The organism is Streptomyces bluensis (genome assembly GCF_014650715.1).
Taxonomy (GTDB): domain Bacteria; phylum Actinomycetota; class Actinomycetes; order Streptomycetales; family Streptomycetaceae; genus Streptomyces; species Streptomyces bluensis.
This window is the reverse complement of the sequence record NZ_BMVM01000012.1, coordinates 112156-134257: the sequence shown is the minus strand read 5'-3', so window position 1 is coordinate 134257 and position 22102 is coordinate 112156. Positions and strand designations below refer to the sequence as shown.

At 71.1% G+C, this 22102-nt stretch carries 14 protein-coding genes, 1 tRNA gene and 1 pseudogene; 15 read left to right on the top strand and 1 reads right to left on the bottom strand.

Annotation, left to right across the window (positions count from 1 at the left end; translation table 11 throughout):
• The first annotated feature begins 93 nt into the window (after nt 1–93).
• The 3 genes and pseudogenes from IE262_RS26850 to IE262_RS39695 all read left to right on the top strand — a co-directional run.
• On the top strand, nt 94–321 hold the full coding sequence (locus IE262_RS26850; RefSeq protein ID WP_134034811.1) for a DUF4244 domain-containing protein: 228 nt from the start codon (nt 94–96) through the stop codon (nt 319–321).
• Nucleotides 308–730: a TadE family type IV pilus minor pilin gene (locus tag IE262_RS26845; protein ID WP_134034814.1), complete on the top strand. Its 423-nt coding sequence runs from the start codon at nt 308–310 to the stop codon at nt 728–730. Before IE262_RS26850 ends, IE262_RS26845 begins: the two co-directional genes overlap by 14 nt.
• A gap of 173 nt (nt 731–903) precedes the next feature.
• Nucleotides 904–1329, top strand: a pseudogene (locus tag IE262_RS39695) (Rv3654c family TadE-like protein); the annotation flags it as partial.
• A 101-nt stretch (nt 1330–1430) separates the two neighbouring features.
• Here the strand turns inward: IE262_RS39695 and sftH are convergent.
• Nucleotides 1431–3908: a DEAD/DEAH box helicase gene (gene sftH, locus IE262_RS26835; protein ID WP_189877278.1), complete on the bottom strand. Its 2478-nt coding sequence runs from the start codon at nt 3906–3908 to the stop codon at nt 1431–1433.
• A gap of 80 nt (nt 3909–3988) precedes the next feature.
• On the opposite strand from sftH, the gene bldG reads away from it, so the two are divergent.
• From bldG to IE262_RS26775, 12 genes are all read left to right on the top strand, one after another.
• Nucleotides 3989–4330, top strand: coding sequence for an anti-sigma factor antagonist BldG (gene bldG / locus IE262_RS26830; protein WP_005475923.1), 342 nt, complete (start codon nt 3989–3991; stop codon nt 4328–4330).
• Between the two features lie 104 nt (nt 4331–4434).
• Nucleotides 4435–4866, top strand: coding sequence for an ATP-binding protein (locus IE262_RS26825; RefSeq protein WP_134034820.1), 432 nt, complete (start codon nt 4435–4437; stop codon nt 4864–4866).
• Nucleotides 4867–5204: 338 nt separating this feature from the next.
• On the top strand, nt 5205–7610 hold the full coding sequence (locus IE262_RS26820) for a sodium-translocating pyrophosphatase (protein WP_189877276.1): 2406 nt from the start codon (nt 5205–5207) through the stop codon (nt 7608–7610).
• 202 nt (nt 7611–7812) lie between these two features.
• The gene (locus IE262_RS26815) at nt 7813–8403 is read left to right on the top strand and encodes a small secreted protein (RefSeq protein WP_189877274.1); all 591 of its coding nucleotides are present in this window, start codon (nt 7813–7815) and stop codon (nt 8401–8403) included.
• Between the two features lie 160 nt (nt 8404–8563).
• Complete coding sequence (locus tag IE262_RS26810) at nt 8564–10090, top strand: DUF7059 domain-containing protein (protein WP_189877271.1); 1527 nt, start codon at nt 8564–8566, stop codon at nt 10088–10090.
• 150 nt (nt 10091–10240) lie between these two features.
• The gene (locus tag IE262_RS26805; protein ID WP_134034832.1) at nt 10241–10438 is read left to right on the top strand and encodes a hypothetical protein; all 198 of its coding nucleotides are present in this window, start codon (nt 10241–10243) and stop codon (nt 10436–10438) included.
• Nucleotides 10439–10906: 468 nt separating this feature from the next.
• Entirely contained in the window at nt 10907–13762 is a 2856-nt protein-coding gene (topA, locus tag IE262_RS26800) for a type I DNA topoisomerase (protein ID WP_189877269.1), read from the top strand.
• A 315-nt stretch (nt 13763–14077) separates the two neighbouring features.
• Nucleotides 14078–17344: a dTMP kinase gene (tmk, locus tag IE262_RS26795; protein WP_189877267.1), complete on the top strand. Its 3267-nt coding sequence runs from the start codon at nt 14078–14080 to the stop codon at nt 17342–17344.
• A 115-nt stretch (nt 17345–17459) separates the two neighbouring features.
• Nucleotides 17460–18665, top strand: a complete 1206-nt coding sequence (locus IE262_RS26790) for a DNA polymerase III subunit delta' (protein ID WP_134034841.1) — start codon at nt 17460–17462, stop codon at nt 18663–18665.
• 123 nt (nt 18666–18788) lie between these two features.
• Nucleotides 18789–20501: an alpha/beta hydrolase gene (locus tag IE262_RS26785; RefSeq protein ID WP_189877265.1), complete on the top strand. Its 1713-nt coding sequence runs from the start codon at nt 18789–18791 to the stop codon at nt 20499–20501.
• 134 nt (nt 20502–20635) lie between these two features.
• Nucleotides 20636–20709, top strand: a tRNA-Thr gene (locus tag IE262_RS26780).
• A gap of 329 nt (nt 20710–21038) precedes the next feature.
• Nucleotides 21039–21827, top strand: a complete 789-nt coding sequence (locus tag IE262_RS26775; RefSeq protein WP_229877523.1) for a thioesterase II family protein — start codon at nt 21039–21041, stop codon at nt 21825–21827.
• The last annotated feature ends 275 nt before the right edge of the window (nt 21828–22102 follow it).

Genomic DNA, 22102 nt, shown 5'->3' with positions numbered 1-22102 from the left:
CGGCAACGCAAACAACAGCACAAACAACAGCACAAACAACAGTACAAACAGCGGCACATGCGATGAACGGAACGGATCCTTACGGGGGTTGAGATGCAAAAGGCAGTACGGGCGGTAGCGGCGGTACGAGGACGGATGCGCGCCCTGGTGCGCAGGGTGCGCCAGGCACCGAGGGACGCGGGGATGGTCACCTCCGAGTACGCCGTGGGGATCATCGCGGCGGTCGCCTTCGCCGCGGTGCTCTACAAGGTCGTGACCAGTGGGCAGGTGCAGACGGAGTTGCAGGACATCGTGAAGCGGGCGCTCGATGGCGGGTCGTGAGCGGTGGGCCGTGTGGTGGGGCGGTGGTCGCTGGGGAGCGTGGAGAGCGGCCGTCGAGCGGAGGCGTGACCGTGGTTTCGTGACCGCGGAGGCAGCGGTCGCCCTGCCCGTGCTGGTGCTGTTCGCGATGGCGCTGGTGTGGGCGCTGCTCGCCGCGTGTGCGCAGATCCAGTGCGTGGACGCGGCGAGGGCGGGCGCTCGGGCGGCGGCTCGCCAGGATCCACCCGACGCGGTCGTGGCGATGGCTCGCCGGCTGGCGCCCGAGGGGGCCAGGGTCACCGTGAGCCGTGAGGGCGACCTGGTGCACGTGGTGGTCGCGGCGAACCCACCGGGACCGGACGCCCTGGGCCTGGACCTGAGCCATGAGGCCGTGGCACTCGCGGAGGAGACGGTGGGGGCCAGGGGGTGATGGACACAGGGCACGAAGCACGGACGACGACAGGCGAGACCCTTCCGCCTGACAGGGCACGCCGAAAGCCGTGGCGGGAGAGAGACAGGGCACGCCGGAAGCCGTGGCAGCTCAGTGACGGATGGCGCAGGAAGCCGTGGCGGCACAGTGAAAGTGACCGATCGCGCCGGACGGGTCATCGCTCCGATCGAGGATCCGCGACCGTCTGGGCCGTGGGTGCCATCGCGGTGCTGTGTGTGATCTTCGGGGCCCTGCTGGCCATGGGCCAGGCGGTCGTGATCCGGCACCGTGCGGCCGGGGCGGCCGATCTCGCGGCGCTCGCGGCCGCCGACCACTGGACGCAGGGCGGGGACGCCGCCTGTGCCATGGCGGAGCGGGTCGCCCGGGCCCAGGGCACCCGGCTCGTGCGGTGCGCGATCGAGGGCGAGACCTCGGACGTCAGGGTTGCGTCGGGGAAGGGACCGTTCAGCGCGGAGGCCAGATCGAGAGCCGGACCGGCGGCGCCGGTCGCACCCGGAACCGACGGCCCCAGACCCGGCCCCCACGCCCCGGCCCCCCAGGCACTGAACGCGCCAGGCACTGAACGCGCCAGGCACTGAACGCGCCAGGCACTGAACGCGCCAGGCACTGAACGCGCCAGGCACTGAACGCGCCAGGCACTGAACGCGCCGGGCACTGAACGCGCCCCACACCGCGGCAGTCAGCCCGCCGGCGCGTCCCGCAACAGCTCCGTCAGCAACCGCACGGCTCCCCGCTTGTGCAGTGGGTCGTTGCCGTTGCCGCATTTTGGGGACTGGATGCAGGACGGGCAGCCTGCGTCGCACTCGCAGGAGGCGATGGCCTCGCGGGTGGCGGTGAGCCAGGAGCGGGCCGTGTGGAAGGCGCGCTCGGCGAAGCCCGCGCCGCCCGGATGGCCGTCGTAGACGAAGACCGTCGGCAGCAGCGTGTCGGGGTGCAGCGGGATCGAGACGCCGCCGATGTCCCAGCGGTCGCAGGTCGCGAAGAGCGGCAGCATGCCGATCGACGCGTGCTCGGCGGCGTGGAGGGCGCCGCCGAGGATCTCCGGGTTGATCCGGGCCGCGTCGAGCTGGGCCTCGGTGACCGTCCACCACACGGCACGGGTGCGCAGCGTACGAGGGGGGAGGTCGAGTTTCGTCTCGCCGAGCACTTCACCGGTGATCAGCTTTCGACGCAGGAAGGAGACGACCTGGTTGGTGACCTCGACGGAGCCGTAGCACAGGCGTCCGTCGCCCCACGGGACCTCGATGTCCGTCTCCAGAATGGAGATCGACGTCGTGTCGCGGGCGACCGTCGAATACGGCGGGTCGGCCTCCTGGACGAGGGCCACGGATTCGTCCAGGTCCAGTTCGCGCACCAGGTACGTACGGCCCTGGTGCAGGTGCACGGCGCCCTCGTGGACCGTCGTGTGCGCGGCGCCCGCGTCGACCGTGCCCAGGAGCCGCCCCGTGCCGGCCTCGACGATCTGGACCGGCTGCCCGCCCTGCCCGCGGATGTCCGTGAGGTCGGCGGCCCGCTCGCGGCGTGTCCAGTGCCAGGCCCTGGTGCGGCGCCGGAGCAGCTTCGCGGCTTCCAGCTGCGGCAGCAGGTCCTCAGTGGCGGGGCCGAACAGCGGAAGGTCGTCGTCCGTCAGGGGGATCTCGGCGGCGGCCGCGCACAGGTGCGGGGCCAGGACGTACGGGTTGTCCGGGTCGAGGACGGTCGACTCGACCGGCTGGTCGAACAATGCCTCGGGATGGTGCACCAGGAACGTGTCCAGCGGGTCGTCGCGGGCGACCAGGACGGCCAGGGCGCCCTCCCCCGAGCGGCCGGCGCGGCCCGCCTGCTGCCACAGGGAGGCCCGCGTGCCCGGGTAGCCGGCGATGACCACGGCGTCCAGGCCGGAGACGTCGATGCCCAGCTCCAGGGCGGTGGTGGCGGCGAGGCCGAGGAGTTCGCCCGAGTGGAGGGCGCGCTCCAGGGCGCGGCGTTCCTCCGCGAGGTAGCCCCCGCGGTACGCGGCGACGCGCCGGGCCAGCGAGGGGTCCCCCGCGGTGCCGGCCCCCGAGGTCACGGTGGCGAGGCGTTCCTGGGTGATCACCGAGATGAGTTCGGCGCCGCGCCGGGAGCGTACGAAGACGACCGAGCGGACTCCCTGCAGGACGAGGTCGGTGAGGAGATCTGCCGTCTCCGCGGTCGCCGTGCGCCTCACCGGCGCGCCCTTCTCGCCGTGCAGTTCGGTGAGCGGGGGCTCCCAGAGGGCGAACACCAGTTCCCCGCGGGGGGAGGCGTCGTCCGCGACCTCGACCACCGGCACGCCGGTGAGCCGGGACGCGGCGACCGAGGGCTCGGCGGCGGTCGCCGAGGCCAGCAGGAAGACGGGCGAGGCGCCGTACCGGGTGCACAGTCTGCGCAGGCGGCGCAGCACCTGGGCGACGTGGGAGCCGAAGACGCCGCGATAGGTGTGGCACTCGTCGATGACGACGTACTTCAGGGCCTTCAGGAAGGAGGACCAGCGCGGGTGTGAGGGAAGGATTCCCCGGTGCAGCATGTCGGGGTTGGTGAGGACGTAGTTGGCGTACTGGCGGATCCACTCGCGTTCCTCGACCGGGGTGTCGCCGTCGTAGACGGCGGGGCGGACCGCGGTGCCCAGCGGATGTGAAATTTCTTTCACCGATCGGCACTGATCCGCCGCGAGTGCTTTCGTCGGGGCCAGGTACAGGGCGGTGGTGCCGCGGCCGTTGGGTGCCTCGGAGCCGTCCAGGAGGCCGGAGAGGACGGGGACGAGGTAGGCGAGCGATTTTCCGGAGGCCGTGCCGGTGGCGACGACCACCGAATCTCCGTCCAGGGCGTGTTCGGCGGCGCGGGCCTGGTGGGCCCAGAGGTGTTCGATGCCCTTGGCCTGCACGGCCGAGATGACTTCCGCGCGGATCCGGTCGGGCCAGACGGCATGGCGGCCCTCGCGCGGGGGCAGGTGCTCCGTATGAGTGATGCGCGAAGCCCTGCCCGGCGCGGAGGCGAGCCGGTCCAGGACCGCCCCGGGTGCGGGGCGGGCGGCGGAGTCCGTCGGGGATCGATCGGATCGGTGATTCTTGGCCATCGGCACCGAGTGTGTCACTGGCGTGACGGACAATGGTCCCAAGGCGTCGTGCACGCCTCCCGGTAAGTGATTGAATGCCATCGCGGCTGGGGAACCGTCCTGGGGCTCCGCCGAGGTGTCCCGAGGGACGACCGCTCGATTAGCAAGGTGCTGGAGGATCCGTGGACCTGTCCCTGTCGACCCGTACCGTCGGCGATCGTACGGTCGTCGAGGTCGGTGGCGAAATCGACGTATATACCGCGCCCAAGTTGCGCGAGCAGCTGGTCGAGCTGGTGAACGACGGGAGTTTCCACCTCGTCGTCGACATGGAGGGTGTCGACTTCCTCGACTCCACCGGGCTCGGCGTGCTGGTAGGCGGCTTGAAGCGTGTCCGGGCCCATGAGGGCTCGCTGCGCCTGGTGTGCAACCAGGAGCGCATTCTGAAGATCTTCCGCATCACCGGTCTCACCAAGGTGTTCCCGATCCACACCTCGGTCGACGAAGCGGTGGCGGCGACGGACTGACCGTCGGTGGGCCGCGTGCCCATGACGGCTGAGACAAACAGGAGGGGGACCGGGCCCGCGACGGCCCGGCCCCCTGACAGCACGCCCGTTTCCGAGGGGGATGCATGGCCACCGTTGAACTCCGTTTCAGCGCGGTCCCAGGACATGTCAGGACCGCCCGCCTGGTGGCCGCTTCCGTCGCACGCAAGGCCGGGGTGGACGAGGCCGTCCTCGACGAGGTGCGGCTCGCCGTCGGCGAGGCCTGCACCCGGGCCGTCGGCCTGCACCAGAGCAGCGGCATCTCGGCGCCGGTGCGGGTGCTGCTGATCGAAGAGGAGAAACAGTTCTCCATCGAGGTCGGCGACGAGGCGCCGCGCGCCGTGCCGGGCGGCACGACGCACGGAGCCCACGAGGACGCGGACGTGGAGGCCGAGGAGGACGAGATGGGCCTCGCGGTCATCAGCGGCCTCGTCGACGACCTGGAGGTCACCGCGGGCGAGCACGGCGGCCAGATCCGTATGAGCTGGCCGACCACACCGCCGGTCGCGGTTCCCTGACGCGCACCTCCCGTACGCCCCGTCGGCGTACCTCGCGCTTCGAGTCTCCGTAAAGGGCCCTGCTGAGCAGGGCCCTTTACCTTTTGTCTGATCATTCTGCGACGACTTCCCGATGATGCGCCTGAATTAGTGAAGGTATTCACGATCAATCAGGTGGTCATGTGATCAAGCGTCAACGCTTTTGGGGCGTTACCGCTTTCGGGTTCTGTACCTCGTCGACGATCATTTGCTGATGGGCAGGTGGAGCTAATTCCGTTTACCGCGTACTGTTTTGATCAGGTTCCCCTCCCTAGAATCCGTCCACATCTTGAGCTCAGCCCAAGCGTCAAGGAGGACGAATGGCGGGGCTTTCTACCCCTCAACAGTTTGATCACCCCACAACCTTCGCGGCCGCAGTGTTGACGAACGACAATCGGCTCATCGTGATGGTCATCGGGATCGTCGCGCTGGCCGCTCTCGTGGTCGCCGGGGTCCTGGTGCGCCAGGTGCTCGCGGCCGGCGAAGGCACCGACAGCATGAAGAAGATCGCGGCGGCGGTCCAGGAAGGCGCCAACGCCTATCTGGCCCGGCAGTTGCGCACGCTCGGCGTATTCGCCGTCGTCGTGTTCTTCCTGCTCATGCTGCTGCCCGCGGACGACTGGAATCAGCGCGTCGGCCGATCGGTGTTCTTCTTGATCGGCGCCGCGTTCTCGGCGGCCACCGGTTATATCGGGATGTGGCTGGCCGTACGCAGCAATGTGCGGGTCGCGGCCGCGGCACGTGAAGCCACCCCGGCGGAAGGCGAGCCGGAAAAGGATCTCACCGCCGTCTCGCACAGAGCAATGAAGATCGCTTTCCGCACGGGTGGCGTCGTCGGCATGTTCACGGTGGGGCTCGGTCTGCTGGGCGCCTCCTGTGTCGTGCTGGTGTACGCGGCCGACGCTCCGAAGGTCCTGGAAGGCTTCGGTCTCGGTGCGGCGCTCATCGCGATGTTCATGCGGGTCGGCGGCGGCATCTTCACCAAGGCCGCCGACGTCGGCGCCGACCTGGTCGGCAAGGTCGAGCAGGGCATTCCGGAGGACGACCCGCGCAATGCCGCGACCATTGCCGACAACGTGGGCGACAACGTCGGCGACTGCGCGGGCATGGCGGCCGACCTCTTCGAGTCGTACGCCGTGACCCTCGTCGCCGCGCTGATCCTCGGCAAGGCGGCGTTCGGTGACTCGGGACTCGCGTTCCCGCTGATCGTGCCCGCGATCGGGGTGGTCACCGCGATGATCGGCATCTTCGCCGTGGCCCCGCGGCGCGCCGACCGCAGCGGGATGAGCGCCATCAACCGCGGTTTCTTCATCTCCGCGGTGATCTCGCTGGCGCTGGTCGCGGTCGCGGTCTTCGTCTACCTGCCGTCGTCGTACGCCGACCTGAAGGGCGTCACGGACGCGGCGATCCTCGGCAAGGGCGGCGATCCGCGGATCCTCGCGCTCGTCGCGGTGGCCATCGGCATCGTGCTGGCCGCGCTGATCCAGCAGCTGACCGGCTACTTCACCGAGACGACCCGCCGCCCCGTGCGGGACATCGGCAAAACGTCGCTCACCGGCCCGGCCACCGTCGTCCTCGCCGGTATCTCCATCGGTCTCGAATCGGCCGTCTACACCGCCCTGCTGATCGGCCTCGGCGTGTACGGGGCGTTCCTGCTCGGCGGTACGTCGATCATGCTCGCCCTGTTCGCGGTGGCGCTGGCCGGCACCGGACTGCTCACCACGGTCGGCGTCATCGTCGCCATGGACACCTTCGGGCCGGTCTCCGACAACGCTCAGGGCATCGCCGAGATGTCCGGCGACGTCCAGGGCGCGGGCGCGCAGGTGCTCACCGACCTCGACGCCGTGGGCAACACCACCAAGGCCATCACCAAGGGCATCGCCATCGCCACGGCCGTCCTCGCGGCCTCGGCGCTCTTCGGGTCGTACCGCGACGCGATCGTCACGGCCGCGAACGACGTGGGCGAGAAGGTGTCCGGCGCGGGCGCGCCGATGAACCTGATGATGGACATCTCACAGCCCAACAACCTCGTCGGGCTCATCGCGGGCGCCGCGGTCGTCTTCCTCTTCTCGGGGCTGGCGATCAACGCGGTCTCGCGGTCCGCCGGTGCGGTCGTCTACGAGGTGCGCCGGCAGTTCCGCGAGAAGCCGGGGATCATGAACTACACCGAGAAGCCCGAGTACGGCAGGGTCGTCGACATCTGCACCAAGGACGCCCTGAGGGAGCTGGCCACACCAGGACTGCTCGCCGTCATGGCGCCCATCGCCATCGGGTTCACGCTCGGCGTCGGCGCGCTCGGGGCCTACCTCGCGGGTGCGATCGGCACGGGCACGCTGATGGCGGTGTTCCTCGCCAACTCCGGCGGCGCCTGGGACAACGCCAAGAAGCTCGTCGAGGACGGCCACCACGGCGGCAAGGGCAGCGACGCCCATGCGGCGACCGTCATCGGCGACACGGTGGGCGACCCGTTCAAGGACACCGCCGGCCCCGCCATCAACCCGCTGCTGAAGGTGATGAACCTGGTGGCGCTGCTCATCGCGCCCGCGGTCGTCAAGTTCAGTTACGGCGCGGACAAGAGCCTCGCACTCCGTGTGGTCATCGCGGTGCTCGCGCTCGCGGTGATCGTCGGCGCGGTGTACGTGTCCAAGCGGCGCGGTATCGCCGTGGGTGACGAAGACCACTCCGACCGGGTGGCCACGTCGGCGGATACCGCGGTGGTCTCGTAGACGGCGGTACCAGGGCCGGCTTCCCGTCGGCCAACGGGCGGGCGGATGGCGCGTGTTGGCGCGCCGTCCGCCCGTTTCGCCGTTTGTGCGCTCTGTCCGTGAGCCTTCTCTCGCTGGTGCACAACGGATCATTAGGTGTGATAACGGTTATATGACACCGGGGTGTCGCCCGTTCTGCGTGTATGTTCCGGGGCCGAGAGCCATGGAAGGGACCAATCCGGTGAACAAGAAGCTCGCGGCCGCACTGTCCGGCGGTGCGGTACTGGTACTGGCGCTGTCGGGATGCAGCAGCGACGGCAACAGCGACAAGCTGAACTCCTGGGCCAAGCAGGTCTGCGACGCCGTGCAGCCGCAGACGAAGAAGATCACGGCCGCCAATGCCGCGATCCAGCAGGAGACCTCGGACGACAGCGCACCGGAGGCCGTGCAGAAGGTGGACTCCCAGGCCTTCCAGGACATCTCCGACGCCTACAAGGCGATGGCGACCGCTGTTCAGAAGGCCGGGGCGCCGGACGTCGAGAACGGCGACAAGAAGATGCGGGACGCGGTCAAGGAGCTCAACACCCTCTCCGCCGCCTACGGCGAACTGAAGAAGAAGTCGGACGACCTCGACACCAAGGACCAGGCGAAGTTCGCCGACGGCCTCAAGGGCGTCGCCACGGAGCTGGAGAAGCTGAGCAGGAGCGGCAGCGACGCGCTCGCCAAGCTGGAGGAGGGCGACGTGGGCAAGGCGATGTCCGAGCAGCAGAGCTGCAAGGCCGCCGCCGTCTCGTCCTCGCCGGGCAAGAGCTGATCCTCGGCGGTAAGAGCTGACGTCCGCGGGAAAGGGCGCCCCTGAGGAGGGCGATCGTTCGTCAGCCTCACCAGGGTCCGGTACGCACGCGTGCCGGACCCTTGGCATATGCCGTCCACAGGTGTGCGCGCCAGGTCGCGGAAGCCGACACAATGGGACCGTGAGCAACTCCAGCCTGTCGCCCCTGCCCGCCACCGACCGCCCCGACGTCGCCGCCCGGCTCCGGGACGCCCTGATCGGAGCCGGTTTCACCGCCGACGGGCTGCTCGACCTGCTCGGCGCTCCCGCGTACGCGGCGCTGGCCCGCAGTGAGACCGTGCCGGCGCTGCGGGCGACGCGCGGGGACACGCCGCTGGAGGCGCTCGTGCGGCTGTTCCTGCTCCAGCAGCCCGTGGCGCACGCGCGTGTGGCGGACGCGCTGCCGGTCGACGCCTGTCTGGAGAGCGGCTGGCTGGTGCGCGGCGCTCCGGATGCCGGGGACGATCTCGCCGCCACCGTCGACGTACGGCCGTACGGCGGTCCCGGTGGCGAGGACTGGTTCATCGTGTCGGACCTGGGGTGCGCGGTCGGCGGGGCCCGCGGCATCGGCGGCCATGAGGAAGGCGTCGTACTCGGAGTGGGCGGAGCGTCCACCACGCTCGCCGGAATCACCGTACGTACCCCGGTCACCTCCGTGCTCGACCTCGGCACCGGATCAGGAATCCAGACCCTGCACGCCACGCGCCAGGCCACCCGGGTGACCGCGACCGATGTGAACCCGCGCGCGCTGCACATCACCGCGCTCACGCTCGCGCTGTCCGGCGCACCGGCGGCCGACCTGCGCGAGGGTTCGCTCTTCGAGCCGGTACGGGACGAGACGTACGACCTGATCGTGTCCAACCCGCCCTTCGTGATCTCCCCCGGCGCCCGGCTCACCTACCGCGACGGCGGCATGGGCGGGGACGACCTGTGCCGCACCCTGGTCCAGCAGGCGGGCGAGCGGCTGAACGAGGGCGGTTTCGCGCAGTTCCTCGCCAACTGGCAGCACGTGGAGGGCGAGGACTGGCCGGACCGGCTGCGCTCCTGGGTGCCGCGCGGGTGCGACGCCTGGATCGTGCAGCGCGAGGTGCAGGACGTCACCCAGTACGCCGAGCTGTGGCTGCGCGACGCGGGCGACCACCGCGCGGACCCCGCCGAGTACCAGGCGCGGTACGACGCGTGGCTCGACGAGTTCGAGGCACGCAAGGTCAGGGCCGTCGGGTTCGGCTGGATCACCCTGCGCAGGACCGGCGCCGCCGAGCCGTCGATCACGGTGGAGGAGTGGCCGCATCCGGTCGAACAGCCGCTCGGCGACACGGTGCGCGCGCACTTCGAGCGCCTCGACTATCTGCGCGGGCACGACGACGCGGCCCTGCTCGCCGGGCACTTCAGGCTCGTCGCGGAGGTCGTCCAGGAGCAGGTCGGACTGCCGGGCGCCGAGGACCCCGAGCACGTGGTGCTGCGGCAGAACCGCGGGATGCGCCGGGCCACCAAGGTGGACACCGTCGGCGCGGGCTTCGCCGGGGTGTGCGACGGCACGCTCAGCGCGGGCCGGATCCTCGACGCCATCGCGCAACTGGTCGGCGAGGACCCGGTGTTGCTGCGCGACCGGACCCCGGCGCAGATCCGGCTGCTGGTGGAACAGGGCTTCCTCGAACCGGCCGGGTAGAGGCCCCGGCGCTGCCCGAGCCGTCGTCCCGTGCACGACATCGTCCCGTGCACGACGGCCTGGGTGTTCACCACACGTTCGTCTTCCGGCCTCCCGGGCCTGTGAGGCTTCCTGGCCCGAGGATCCGAGCACACAGGACATGGAAGAGACATGGAAACCGCACCGGCGATCTTCACGGGCACCGTGTTCGTACTGTTCGGGTCGTCGCTGCTGCTGTGGACCGGACACCGGGTACGCCATCACGAGGCGGTCGCCGAGGGAGTGCACCCCAGGATCTCCGCTGTGGTCGCGACACTCGCCGGCGTGAGCGCACTGGCGCTCGCGGCGTGGTGCTTCGCGCAGGTGTGAGAGCGGCGCACGGCCAACGGCCCGCCCCCGGACGATCTCCAGCAGCGCATCACCCGTAGACGACCGCCTGCCTTCGCGGACTCCGAGCGTACGTACGAGCGACCGGGGCGCCCTTGCCGCCTCTCGGACTGAACGCGGCGCTCCCGAGTTACCCTCGGAAACCATGCTCGGCGGTGCGCCGGACCCGACCGTCCTCCTCGCGCCCTGACGCCGAGCCCGCGTGTGCATACTGCCACAAGAAGGCTACGGATGGTGAGAAGAACCGATGAGCCTTCATTCCGGCCCCAGGTTAGTCTGAGGCTTGACCCGTTACATTGGGAGACCGTTCGAGTGGCCGTTGTGGACTTCGGTCATTTGACACGGGGGCGGGATTTACCGTCACACTCCGCAGCGTCAGTACGTGCGCGCCACATCCCCGTGGCCCCAGCCCTGGGGTGCCCCCAGCGTCGACCGGAGAGAAGAGCGAAGTTGTCCCCGACCAGCGAGACCGCGAAGGGCGGCCGCCGACTCGTCATCGTCGAGTCGTCTGTCAAGGCGAAGACGATCAAGGGCTATCTCGGCCCCGGCTACATCGTCGAGGCGAGCGTCGGGCACATCCGTGACCTTCCTAACGGCGCCGCGGAGGTGCCCGAGCAGTACACCGGCGAGGTACGCCGCCTCGGCGTGGACGTCGAGCACGACTTCCAGCCCGTCTACGTGGTCAACGCCGACAAGAAGGCCCAGGTCAAGAAGCTCAAGGACCTCCTGAAGGATTCCGACGAGCTCTTCCTCGCCACCGATGAGGACCGCGAGGGCGAGGCCATCGCCTGGCACCTCCAGGAAGTCCTCAAGCCCAAGATCCCGGTCAAGCGGATGGTGTTCCACGAGATCACCAAGGACGCGATCCGTGAGGCCGTCGCCAACCCGCGCCAGCTCAACCAGAAGCTGGTCGAAGCCCAGGAGACCCGCCGTATCCTCGACCGCCTCTACGGCTACGAGGTCTCGCCGGTCCTGTGGAAGAAGGTCATGCCACGCCTGTCGGCGGGCCGTGTGCAGTCCGTGGCGACCCGCCTCGTCGTGGAGCGGGAGCGCGAGCGCATGGCGTTCCGCTCCGCCGAGTACTGGGACCTGACCGGCACCTTCGGCACGGGCCGTGCCGGCGATCCGTCCGACCCGTCCTCGCTGGTCGCGCGGCTGACCGCGGTCGACGGCCGGCGGGTCGCCCAGGGGCGTGACTTCGACTCGCTCGGGCAGCTCAAGAACGCGAACACGGTGCACCTGGACGAGGCGCACGCCCGCGCACTGGCCGCCGCCCTTCAGAGCACGCGGTTCTCCGTGCGCTCCGTCGAGTCCAAGCCGTACCGCCGCTCGCCGTACGCGCCGTTTCGCACGACGACCCTCCAGCAGGAGGCCAGCCGTAAGCTCGGCTTCGGCGCGAAGGCGACCATGCAGGTCGCGCAGAAGCTGTACGAGAACGGCTACATCACGTACATGCGTACGGACTCGACGACCCTGAGCGACACCGCGATCACGGCCGCCCGCGCCCAGGTCACGCAGCTGTACGGCGCCGACTACCTGCCGGACCGGCCGCGTACGTACGCCAACAAGGTCAAGAACGCCCAGGAGGCGCACGAGGCGATCCGGCCCTCGGGCGATCGTTTCCGCACGCCCGCCGAGACGGGGCTGACCGGCGACCAGTTCAAGCTCTACGAGCTGATCTGGAAGCGGACGGTCGCCTCGCAGATGAAGGACGCGACCGGGAACTCCGTCACCGTCAAGATCGGCGGCGCCGCGGCCGACGGGCGGGACGCCGAGTTCAGCGCGTCCGGCAAGACGATCACGTTCCACGGCTTCCTCAAGGCGTACGTCGAGGGCGCCGACGACCCGAACGCCGAGCTCGACGACCGCGAGCGCCGGCTCCCGCAGGTCGCCGAGGGCGACGCCCTGAGCGCCGAGGAGATCACGGTCGACGGGCACGCCACCAAGCCCCCGGCCCGCTACACCGAGGCCAGCCTGGTCAAGGAGCTCGAAGAGCGCGAGATCGGCCGCCCGTCGACGTACGCGTCGATCATCGGGACGATCCTCGACCGCGGCTATGTGTTCAAGAAGGGCACGGCCCTGGTGCCGTCCTTCCTGTCCTTCGCCGTGGTCAACCTCCTGGAGAAGCACTTCGGGCGGCTCGTCGACTACGACTTCACCGCCAAGATGGAGGACGACCTCGACCGCATCGCCCGTGGCGAGGCGCAGTCCGTGCCGTGGCTGAAGCGGTTCTACTTCGGCGAGAGCGCATCCGACAGCGGCTCCGCCGAGGGGAACGGCGTCGGCAGCGCGGCCGAGGCGGGCAACGGCGACGGGGACCACCTGGGCGGCCTGAAAGAGCTGGTCACCGACCTCGGCGCGATCGACGCACGCGAGGTGTCGTCCTTCCCCGTAGGCAGCGACATCGTGCTCCGGGTCGGCCGCTACGGCCCGTACATCGAGCGCGGCGACAAGGACTCCGGGAACCACCAGCGCGCGGACATCCCGGACGACCTCGCCCCGGACGAGCTGAGCGTCGAGCTCGCGGAGGAACTGCTCGCCAAGCCGAGCGGTGACTTCGAACTCGGCACCGACCCGTCGACCGGCCACCAGATCGTCGCCAAGGACGGCCGCTACGGCCCGTACGTCACCGAGGTGCTCCCCGAGGGCACCCCGAAGACCGGCAAGAACGCGGTCAAGCCGCGCACGGCCTCGCTGTTCAAGACGATGTCGCTGGACACGGTGACCCTTGAGGACGCGCTCAGGCTGATGTCGCTGCCCCGTGTCGTCGGCACCGACGCCGAGGGCCAGGAGATCACCGCGCAGAACGGCCGTTACGGCCCGTACCTGAAGAAGGGCACGGACTCCCGTTCCCTCCAGGCCGAGGAGCAGCTCTTCACGATCACGCTGGAGGAGGCGCTGGCGATCTACGCCCAGCCCAAGCAGCGCGGGCGGGCCGCGGCCAAGCCGCCGCTGAAGGAGCTGGGCGCGGACCCGGTCAGCGGCAAGCCGGTCGTGGTCAAGGACGGCCGCTTCGGCCCGTACGTCACCGACGGCGAGACGAACGCGACGCTGCGGTCGGGCGACAGCGTCGAGGAGATCACTCCGGAGCGCGGGTTCGAGCTGCTCGCCGAGAAGCGGGCGAAGGGGCCCGCCAAGAAGACGGCGAAGAAGGCCGCGGCGAAGAAGACGACCGCCAAGAAGACCAGCGCCAAGAAGGCCGCCCCGGCCAAGAAGGCGGCCGCGAAGAAGACGACGACGTCGAAGACCGCGGCGAAGAAGGCGCCCGCCAAGAAGGCGGCGGCGAAGGCGGCCGACGCCGAGTAGGGACGGAACGCAGACAGGTGCAGGTCGGGCCCCGGCATCCGCCGGGGCCCGACTTGTAGAAGCCCTGTGAAGTTTGGTTTTCGCTCGCCGCTAGGCTGAACGCTTGGCCCTGCCCGTCAGGGCACCATCTGCTTCAATGTCGACCGCCGCAGAACGGGTACTCGGTTCTGCGGCCGCACCAACTCCACAGACGAGACGTCCCGCCGATCCGGCGGCAGGCCCGGTTGTCCGGACTTGGCCGAACTGGCGTGACGGAGAGCCCGCGTACCATCGCCCAGTAGAGGGATGCGACGGTTCTCCGGACGGAAGAGAGAGATGACGCGAGCCGAGCAGCCAACGGCCCACCACCCGTCCCCTGACGACGCCCTGGTCGCGGACTCCCGCGAGCGCGCCGTCCGCGCCCTGCTGCGCCAACCGCAGCTCAAGCGGCTGTGGAGTGCGCAGCTCGTGGGCGGCGTGGGCGATGCCCTCGCGCTGCTGGTCCTCGTGCTCCTCGCCTTCCAGGCGGCGATCACCCAGGGCTCGTTCGGCGGTGGTTATCGCGGGGTCGCCCTGTGCGTGGCCGCCGTCTTCGGGGCACGCCTACTGGCCACCCTGCTCTTCGGGGCAGTCCTCCTCGGACCGCTCACCTCGCTCACGTCCCAGGAGGGCCCGCTCGACCGCCGCTGGACCATGGTCGGCGCGGACGGACTGCGCGCGGCGCTGCTGCTCGTGGCCCCCCTGTGGATCGACTGGACACCGGACAACGCGCTCGCTGTCCTTCTCGTGACCGCCTTCGTGACCGGAGTCGCCGAGCGTTTCTGGACGGTGTGCCGGGAGAGCGCGGCACCCGCGCTGCTGCCCGCGCCCCCACTGGAGGGCGCCACCGTGCGCCCGCTGCCGGACCACATGGACGCGCTGCGGCGCCTGTCCCTGCGTACGGGATTCGTGGCCGTGCCCCTCGCCGCGGGCGGCCTCGTCGTGATCTCGCTGCTCAACAACCTGCTGGGCTCCGGTATCGCCTGGTTCGGCCAGCACCAGGCGGCACTCGCCTCCTACGTGGCGGCCGGGCTGTTCGCCGCCTCCCTCTCGGTCCTGGTCTTCCTCGAAGTGCCCGACACGCGCACCCCGCGCGCGCGGTCGCCGCTGGAAGGTCTGCGCCGCCCCAAGACGGGCACGGGCGTCGACAAGGGCCGTACCGGCGCGATCACCATCGCCGTGCTCGCCTGCGCGTCCGTCGCGAGCGCCGTCGCCGCCGCGGTCGCCGTGGCCGTGCTGCAGGCCAAGGACCTGGGCGGCGGACCGGTCACCTACGGGCTGCTGGTCCTCGCGCTGACCGGTGGCGTCGTGGTGGGCATCCGCAGGGCGCCGTCGGTGCTGCCCGCGCTGTCGCGGCGCCGGCTGCTCGCCCTGGCGATCGCCTCCACCGGCGTGGCGCTGCTCGCCGCCGGGCTCGTACCGGACCTCACGAGTGTGGTCCTGATCCTCGCCCTCGCGGGCGTGGGCGCGGGCATCGCCGCGAACACCGGTCACGCGCTGCTGGACCAGGAGACCGAGGACTCCCGCCGGACGCGCACGACCGAGCACCTGCACGCGGTCGTACGGGTCTTCGTGGCGCTCAGCGCCGTGATCGCCCCGGTGCTGGCGGCGCTGATCGGGCCGCACCGGCTGGAAAACGGCAGGTTCGTGTTCGCGCACGGGGGCGCCGCCTTCACGCTGATGCTGGTGGGCGCGCTGCTGCTGCCGGTGGCCGCGCTGGTGCTCGCCAAGGTGGACGACCGTTCCGGGGTTCCGCTGCGGCACGACCTGCTGGACGCGCTGCGCGGCGGGGACGACCCGGAGGTGGCCCCGGCCGCCTCGGGCTTCTTCATCGCCCTGGAGGGCGGCGACGGGGCCGGCAAGTCGACCCAGGCCGAGGCACTCGCGGAGTGGATCCGCGCCAAGGGGCACGAGGTCGTGCTGACCCGCGAGCCGGGCGCCACGCCCGTGGGCAAGCGGCTGCGGTCGATCCTCCTGGACGTGTCGTCGGCCGGACTGTCGCACCGGGCCGAGGCGCTGCTGTACGCCGCCGACCGCGCCGAGCACGTGGACACCGTCGTGCGGCCCGCCCTGGAACGGGGCGCCGTCGTCATCTCGGACCGGTACACCGACTCGTCGGTGGCCTACCAGGGCGCGGGCCGGGACCTGTCGCCCACCGAGATCGCGCGGATCTCGCGCTGGGCGACGAACGGACTGGTCCCGCATCTGACGGTGCTGCTGGACGTCTCGCCCGAGACCGCCCGCGAGCGGTTCACGGAGGCGCCGGACCGGCTGGAGTCGGAGCCGGCCGAGTTCCACGCGCGCGTGCGGTCCGGTTTCCTGACGCTGGCCGCGGCCGACCCGGGGCGCTACCTGGTCGTGGACGCGGGCCAGGAGCCCGAGGCGGTCACCACCGTCGTCCGGCACCGGCTCGACACGATGCTGCCGCTGTCCGAGGCCGAGGTGAAGGCTCAGGAGGAGGCCCGCCGCAAGGCCGAGGAAGAGGCGCGCCGCAAGGCCGAGGAGGAGGCGCGCCGCAAGGCCGAGGAGGAGCGCCTGGAGCGTGAGCGCCAGGAGGAGCTCGCCCGGCTGCGCGCCGAGGAGGAGGAACGCAAGCAGCGCGAGCTGGAGGAGGCCCAGCGGCGCGAGGCCGAGCGGCAGGCGGAGGAGGCCCGGCAGCGGGCCGAGGAAGCCCGGCGGAGGGCCGAGGAGGAGCGCGCCCGGCTCCTCGCGGAGGAGAAGGCGCGGGCCGAGGAGGAAGCGCGCCGCAAGGCCGAGGAGGACCGTCGCCGCAGGCAGGCCGAGGAGGAGGCCCGGCTGCGGGCCGAGGCCGAGGCGCGTCGTCTGGAGAAGCAGCGCAAGGCCGAGGAGGCGCTGCTGCGGGCCGAGGAGGCACGGGCGGCGGCGGAGGCCGCGGCCGCGGCTTCGGCCGGGACGGCGTCGAGGACGGCCGGTGCGGCCGGTGCCGCTGGTGCTGGTGGTGCTGCCGGTGGCTCCGCGGCTCCTGGCGGTGGCTCTGCGGCTGCCGGGGCGGATGCGTCGCGGGAGTGGGCCTCCGAGGGGACGCCCACCTCGTCCCCGACGTCCTCGCCGGACAACGAGGTGACCGTGCCCACGCCCGTCGTGTCCCCGCGGAACCCGTCGGGCGGACCCGTGGACGAGACGGCCGTGCTGCCGCCGGTCATACGGCCCGGTGGCCCCGACTCGGAGACCACCACCGAACTGCCGCAGCCGCCGGTGCCTCCGGGTGCCGGGGACGAGACCACCGTGCTTCCTCCCGTAAGGGAGGAGGGTGCCGCTCCGGCGGACCGGGTGCCGTCGGGCTTCTTCCGGGACGAGCGTTCGGCGCTCGATGGCCCCCAGGACCGTACGCGCGAGCTGCCCCAGGTGGACGCCGAGGGAGCCCCGCGCCGCCGCCCCCGGCCCGACTGGGCTGAGGAGACCCCGCTGGACGACCTGCCGACCCTGGCCGACGAACTGCTGGGGCCGCGCGACGGCTACGAGGACGGGGCCACCGACAGCCGGGACGACGACGGGCGCGGCGGGGGCCGTGGCGGCCGGGGCCGGGGCGGACGGCGGCGCTGATGACGCTCGGGCCGGGGCGGACGGCGGCGCCGGTCGCGGTCCGGACCCGGCTGTCAGTGGCCTCGCGCACAATGGGATGCGGCAAGGCAGAGCGTGACGGAAGGGGCGGTGCCGCATGCCCGTGTGGGACGACCTGGTGGGCCAGGAGCGGCTGAGCGCGCAGCTCGAAGCCGCCGCCCGGGATGCCGACGCGATCGTCACCGCGGCCGCCGCGGACGCGCCGCCGCCGGAGGCGTCGAAGATGACCCACGCCTGGCTGTTCACGGGCCCTCCCGGCGCCGGACACACCACGGCCGCGCGGGCCTTCGCGGCCGCCCTCCAGTGCGTCAGCCCGGACCGCGCGCTGGGCGGGACCCCCGGCTGCGGCTTCTGCGACGGCTGCCACACGGCGCTGGTCGGCACCCACGCCGATGTCACCACGGTCGCCGCCGTGGGCTCGCAGATCCTCGTCGAGGACATGCGGGACACCGTCCGCAAGTCGTTCACGGCACCGGCGAACGGCCGCTGGCAGATCATCCTCGTCGAGGACGCCGAGCGGCTGAACGAGAAGTCGGCCAACGCGGTCCTCAAGGCAGTCGAGGAGCCCGCCCCCCGCACGGTCTGGCTGCTGTGCGCACCCTCGCTCGAAGACGTCCTGCCCACCATCCGCTCCCGATGCCGCCATGTGAGTCTGCTCACACCCTCGGTGGACGCGGTCGCCGACATGCTCGTACGGCGTGAGGGCATCGAGCCCGACGTCGCCGCCGCGGCGGCCCGCGCCACGCAGGGGCACATCGACCGCGCCCGCCGTCTGGCCACCGACCCCCGCGCGCGGGAGCGGCGGGCCGCCGTGCTCAAGGTGCCCCTACGCGTCGAGGACATCGGCGGCTGCCTCAGGGCGGCACAGGAGCTGGTCGACGCCGCCACGGAGGCGTCCAAGCAGCTCGCCGAGGAGCTCGACGTCAAGGAGACCGAGGAGTTGAAGGCGGCGCTGGGCGCGTCCCAGGGCGGCCGCCTGCCGCGCGGCACCGCGGGCGTCATGAAGGACCTGGAGGACAAGCAGAAGCGCCGGCGGACGCGTGCGCAGCGCGACAGCCTCGACCTGGCCCTGACCGACCTCACCGGCTTCTACCGCGACGTCCTCGCCCTCCAGCTCGGCTCCCGCGTGGCCCTCGCCAACACCGAGGCGCACGACACGCTGGAGCGCCTCGCCCGCGACACCACACCCGAGTCCACACTGCGCCGCATCGACGCGATCACCGCATGCCGCGACGCCCTCGACCGGAACGTGGCCCCCCTGCTGGCGGTGGAGGCGATGACGATGGCGCTGCGGGCGGGCTGAGCCTGTGGTTCGGCCCCATGTGGCGGACCGGCGCGTCGTAGCCGTCAGCCGTCACCCTTACGAGCCGCTGCCACACACCTCGCAAACAGTGACCAATTCGTAGCGCAGAGTTACGATCACGTAATGCACATCAGGAGCTGCCCCCGGTTGCCCTCCAGCGGCACGACCACCCACGCTCGGCCCCACGCTCGTCCGGACCGCCGGAACCGAACGCTGCGTACCTTGCGTTCCCTGCGTACGACCACCGGATTCCTCCTCGCCTCCGCGCTGCTCGTCTCGGCCTGCTCCTTGGGCAGCTCGACATCGGCGGCGTCGGCGACAAGGGCGACGGCGACAGGGACCACGACGCCGGGGACCACGGCGAGATCGGGAACACCGGCGCTCCATGCGCTGCCCGGCGCCACACCGTCGGCTCTGACCCCGTACTACGGGCAGAAGCTCACCTGGCGCAGCTGCGGTGGCCGCGGCTTCGAGTGCGCCACGTTGAAGGCGCCACTCGACTACGCCACGCCGGGCCGTGGCGACCTCAGGCTGGCCGTCAGCCGCAAGAAGGCCACCGGCCCCGGCAAGCGTCTCGGCTCGCTGCTGCTCAACCCCGGCGGACCGGGCAGCGCGGCCGTCGGCTACCTGCGGTCGTACGCGGGCATCGCCTACCCGGCGGCGGTCCGCGCCCGCTACGACCTGGTGGCCGTCGACCCGCGCGGTGTCGCCGGCAGCGAGCCGGTCGAATGCCTCAGCGGACGCCGGATGGACGCGTACACGCAGACCGACTTCACCCCCGACGACCGGCGGGAGACCGACGAACTGGTCTCCGCCTTCAAGGAGTTCGCGAACGGCTGCGGCGCGCAGGCCCCGCGGTTGCTGCGCCATGTCTCGACGGTCGAGGCCGCCCGGGACATGGACATCCTGCGCGCGGTGCTGGGCGACAAGCGGCTGACGTACGTCGGGGCGTCGTACGGGACGTTCCTCGGCGCGACGTATGCGGAGCTGTTCCCCGAGCGCGTCGGCCGGCTGGTCCTGGACGGCGCGATGGACCCGTCCCTGCCCGCCCGCAAGCTGAACGAGGACCAGACGGCGGGGTTCGAGACGGCGTTCCGTTCGTTCGCGAAGGACTGTGTGCGGCAGCGGGACTGCCCGCTGGGCGGCGCCGACGCGACCCCGGCTGAAGCGGGCAGGAAACTGAAGGCATTCCTCGGCCGGCTCGACGCGAAACCCATCCCGGCCGGAGACTCCGGCGGCCGTGCCCTCGGCGAATCCCTGGCCACCACGGGGGTGGTCGCGGCGATGTACAACGAGAAGTCGTGGCCCCGGCTGCGCCAGGCCCTCACCCGGGCGATCGACCACAGGGACGGCTCCGGCCTGCTCGCCCTCTCGGACGGCTACTACGAGCGGGGCGCGGACGGCGAGTACGCGAACCTGATGTCCGCCAACGCCGCCGTGAACTGCCTGGACTCCCCGTCGGCGTTCTCGACCCCCGAGCAGGCGCGGCGGGCGCTCCCCGCCTTCGAGAAGGCCTCCCCGGTCTTCGGCCGCTTTCTCGCCTGGTCGTCGCTGAGCTGCGCGTACTGGCCGGTGATGCCCACCGGCACCCCCCACCGCATCGCGGCGAAGGGTGCGGCCCCGATCGTCGTCGTCGGCACCACCCGCGACCCGGCGACCCCGTACCACTGGGCCCGCGCCCTCGCCTCCCAGCTGTCCTCGGGACGCCTCCTCACGTACGACGGCGACGGCCACACGGCGTACGGCCGCGGCAGCCGGTGCATCGACTCCGCGATCAACACCTACCTCCTCGACGGCACCCCTCCCACCCGGGGAAAGCGCTGCTCACAGGCCTGATCACGATCCCCTTCCGGGGTGCCCCCGTCATGTCTCCGGGCTGTCTCCGGGGTGCTTCAGGGGCTGGTACGGAGCACCCCGGAAACTGTGTAGACTTACCGACGTTGCTGATCGCACCATAGTGCGGACAGCGCGCCGCCTTAGCTCAGATGGCCAGAGCAACGCACTCGTAATGCGTAGGTCTCGGGTTCGAATCCCGAAGGCGGCTCCGAGAAGCCCCAGGTCAGATAGTCGCTGACCTGGGGCTTTCTGGTGCCCGCAAGCCGCTCACGCGGCCGTGCGTGAGTTCGGGGTGGGACCACATGTGGTGTACGGGTGCGGTGGCGTCGGCGTGATCGCGGTGCGGGGTGGGCAGGACAGGGGAGGTGGGGGGAGATGGTGAAGAAATGCCGGGCGGGATGTGAGGCGGGGATGCGACGATGCGCGTGAATCGACGATGCGCGAACCCGTTCGAGAGGTCCCTTGGATGTCTGGTGAGGTGCGGAGGCGCCGCGAAGCAGGCGCTGTGAAGAGGCCGTTGGGGGCGGAAACGTGGAGCTGGTCGAGGTGAGCCAACAACGGAACGTCTGGTTTCGACGCTTCCCATCGGCGGAGAACGCGCTTACTGGTCCCGGCCGCGGCGCGGAGTGCGAACTGGTCTGCTTCCCGCACGCGGGCGGCTCCGCCACCTACTGGCAGCCCCTGGCTCGCGCACTCGCTCCGACCGTGGACGTGGCGGCCGTGCAGTATCCGGGACGGCTCGACCGGTTGCGTGAGGCGCCGGTCGAGGATCTGCATCTGCTGGCCGACCTGATCGCCGAGGCGCTGGGCCCGAGGGGAGACCGTCCCCGGGCGTTGCTCGGGCACAGCATGGGGGCCTCACTCGCGTACGAGGTGGCCGTACGGCTCGCCCGGCGGCCCGGCGAGGAGCCGCAACTGCTCGTCGTGTCGGGCCGCCGCGGACCGGCTGCCGCCCGGGGAAGGAACCGGGAGTGGCCAGTGGGTGACGCCGAACTGGTCCGGCGGATACGCGGGTTGGGCGGCACGGACGCCCTGGTCCTCGACGACCCGGGAGTGCTGGAGCTGATCCTGCCCGCGCTGCGCGGCGACTACAGGGCCCTCGCCTCATACGAGGACACCCCCGGCCGGCCGCTGTCCTGTCCCGTGGTCGCCCTCACCGGCGACCGTGACCCGGAGGCGACCGTCGAGGAGGTCCGAACCTGGGGCGAGCAGACCTCGGGCGACTTCCGCATCCGGGTGCTCGCGGGCGGTCACTTCTTCCTCAACGACCATGCCGGGGACGTCATCGACCTGATCCGCGGACTGCTGCCCACCCGCGCCGGCTGACGGGGGCGGACCACCACCCGCCGGCATCGCCCACCGGCCTTCGTCTGTGCGGAGTCTGTGAGCCGCCTGGATCCGGCCATAAAACGGCCCGCTTCCTGAGAAAACTTGACCGGAAGACGAGGCTCGTGTGTCACTTGTGGACAGGTATTCGTGAGCGGCTCGGCGCGTCGACTTGCGGAGGCGGGGGGCACGGGGGTGGCACGACTGACACCTGGGCATGCCCCTGCAAGGGGCCTCGAAGGCGATCGCTTGCAAGAACTTGAGGAATCTTGTAA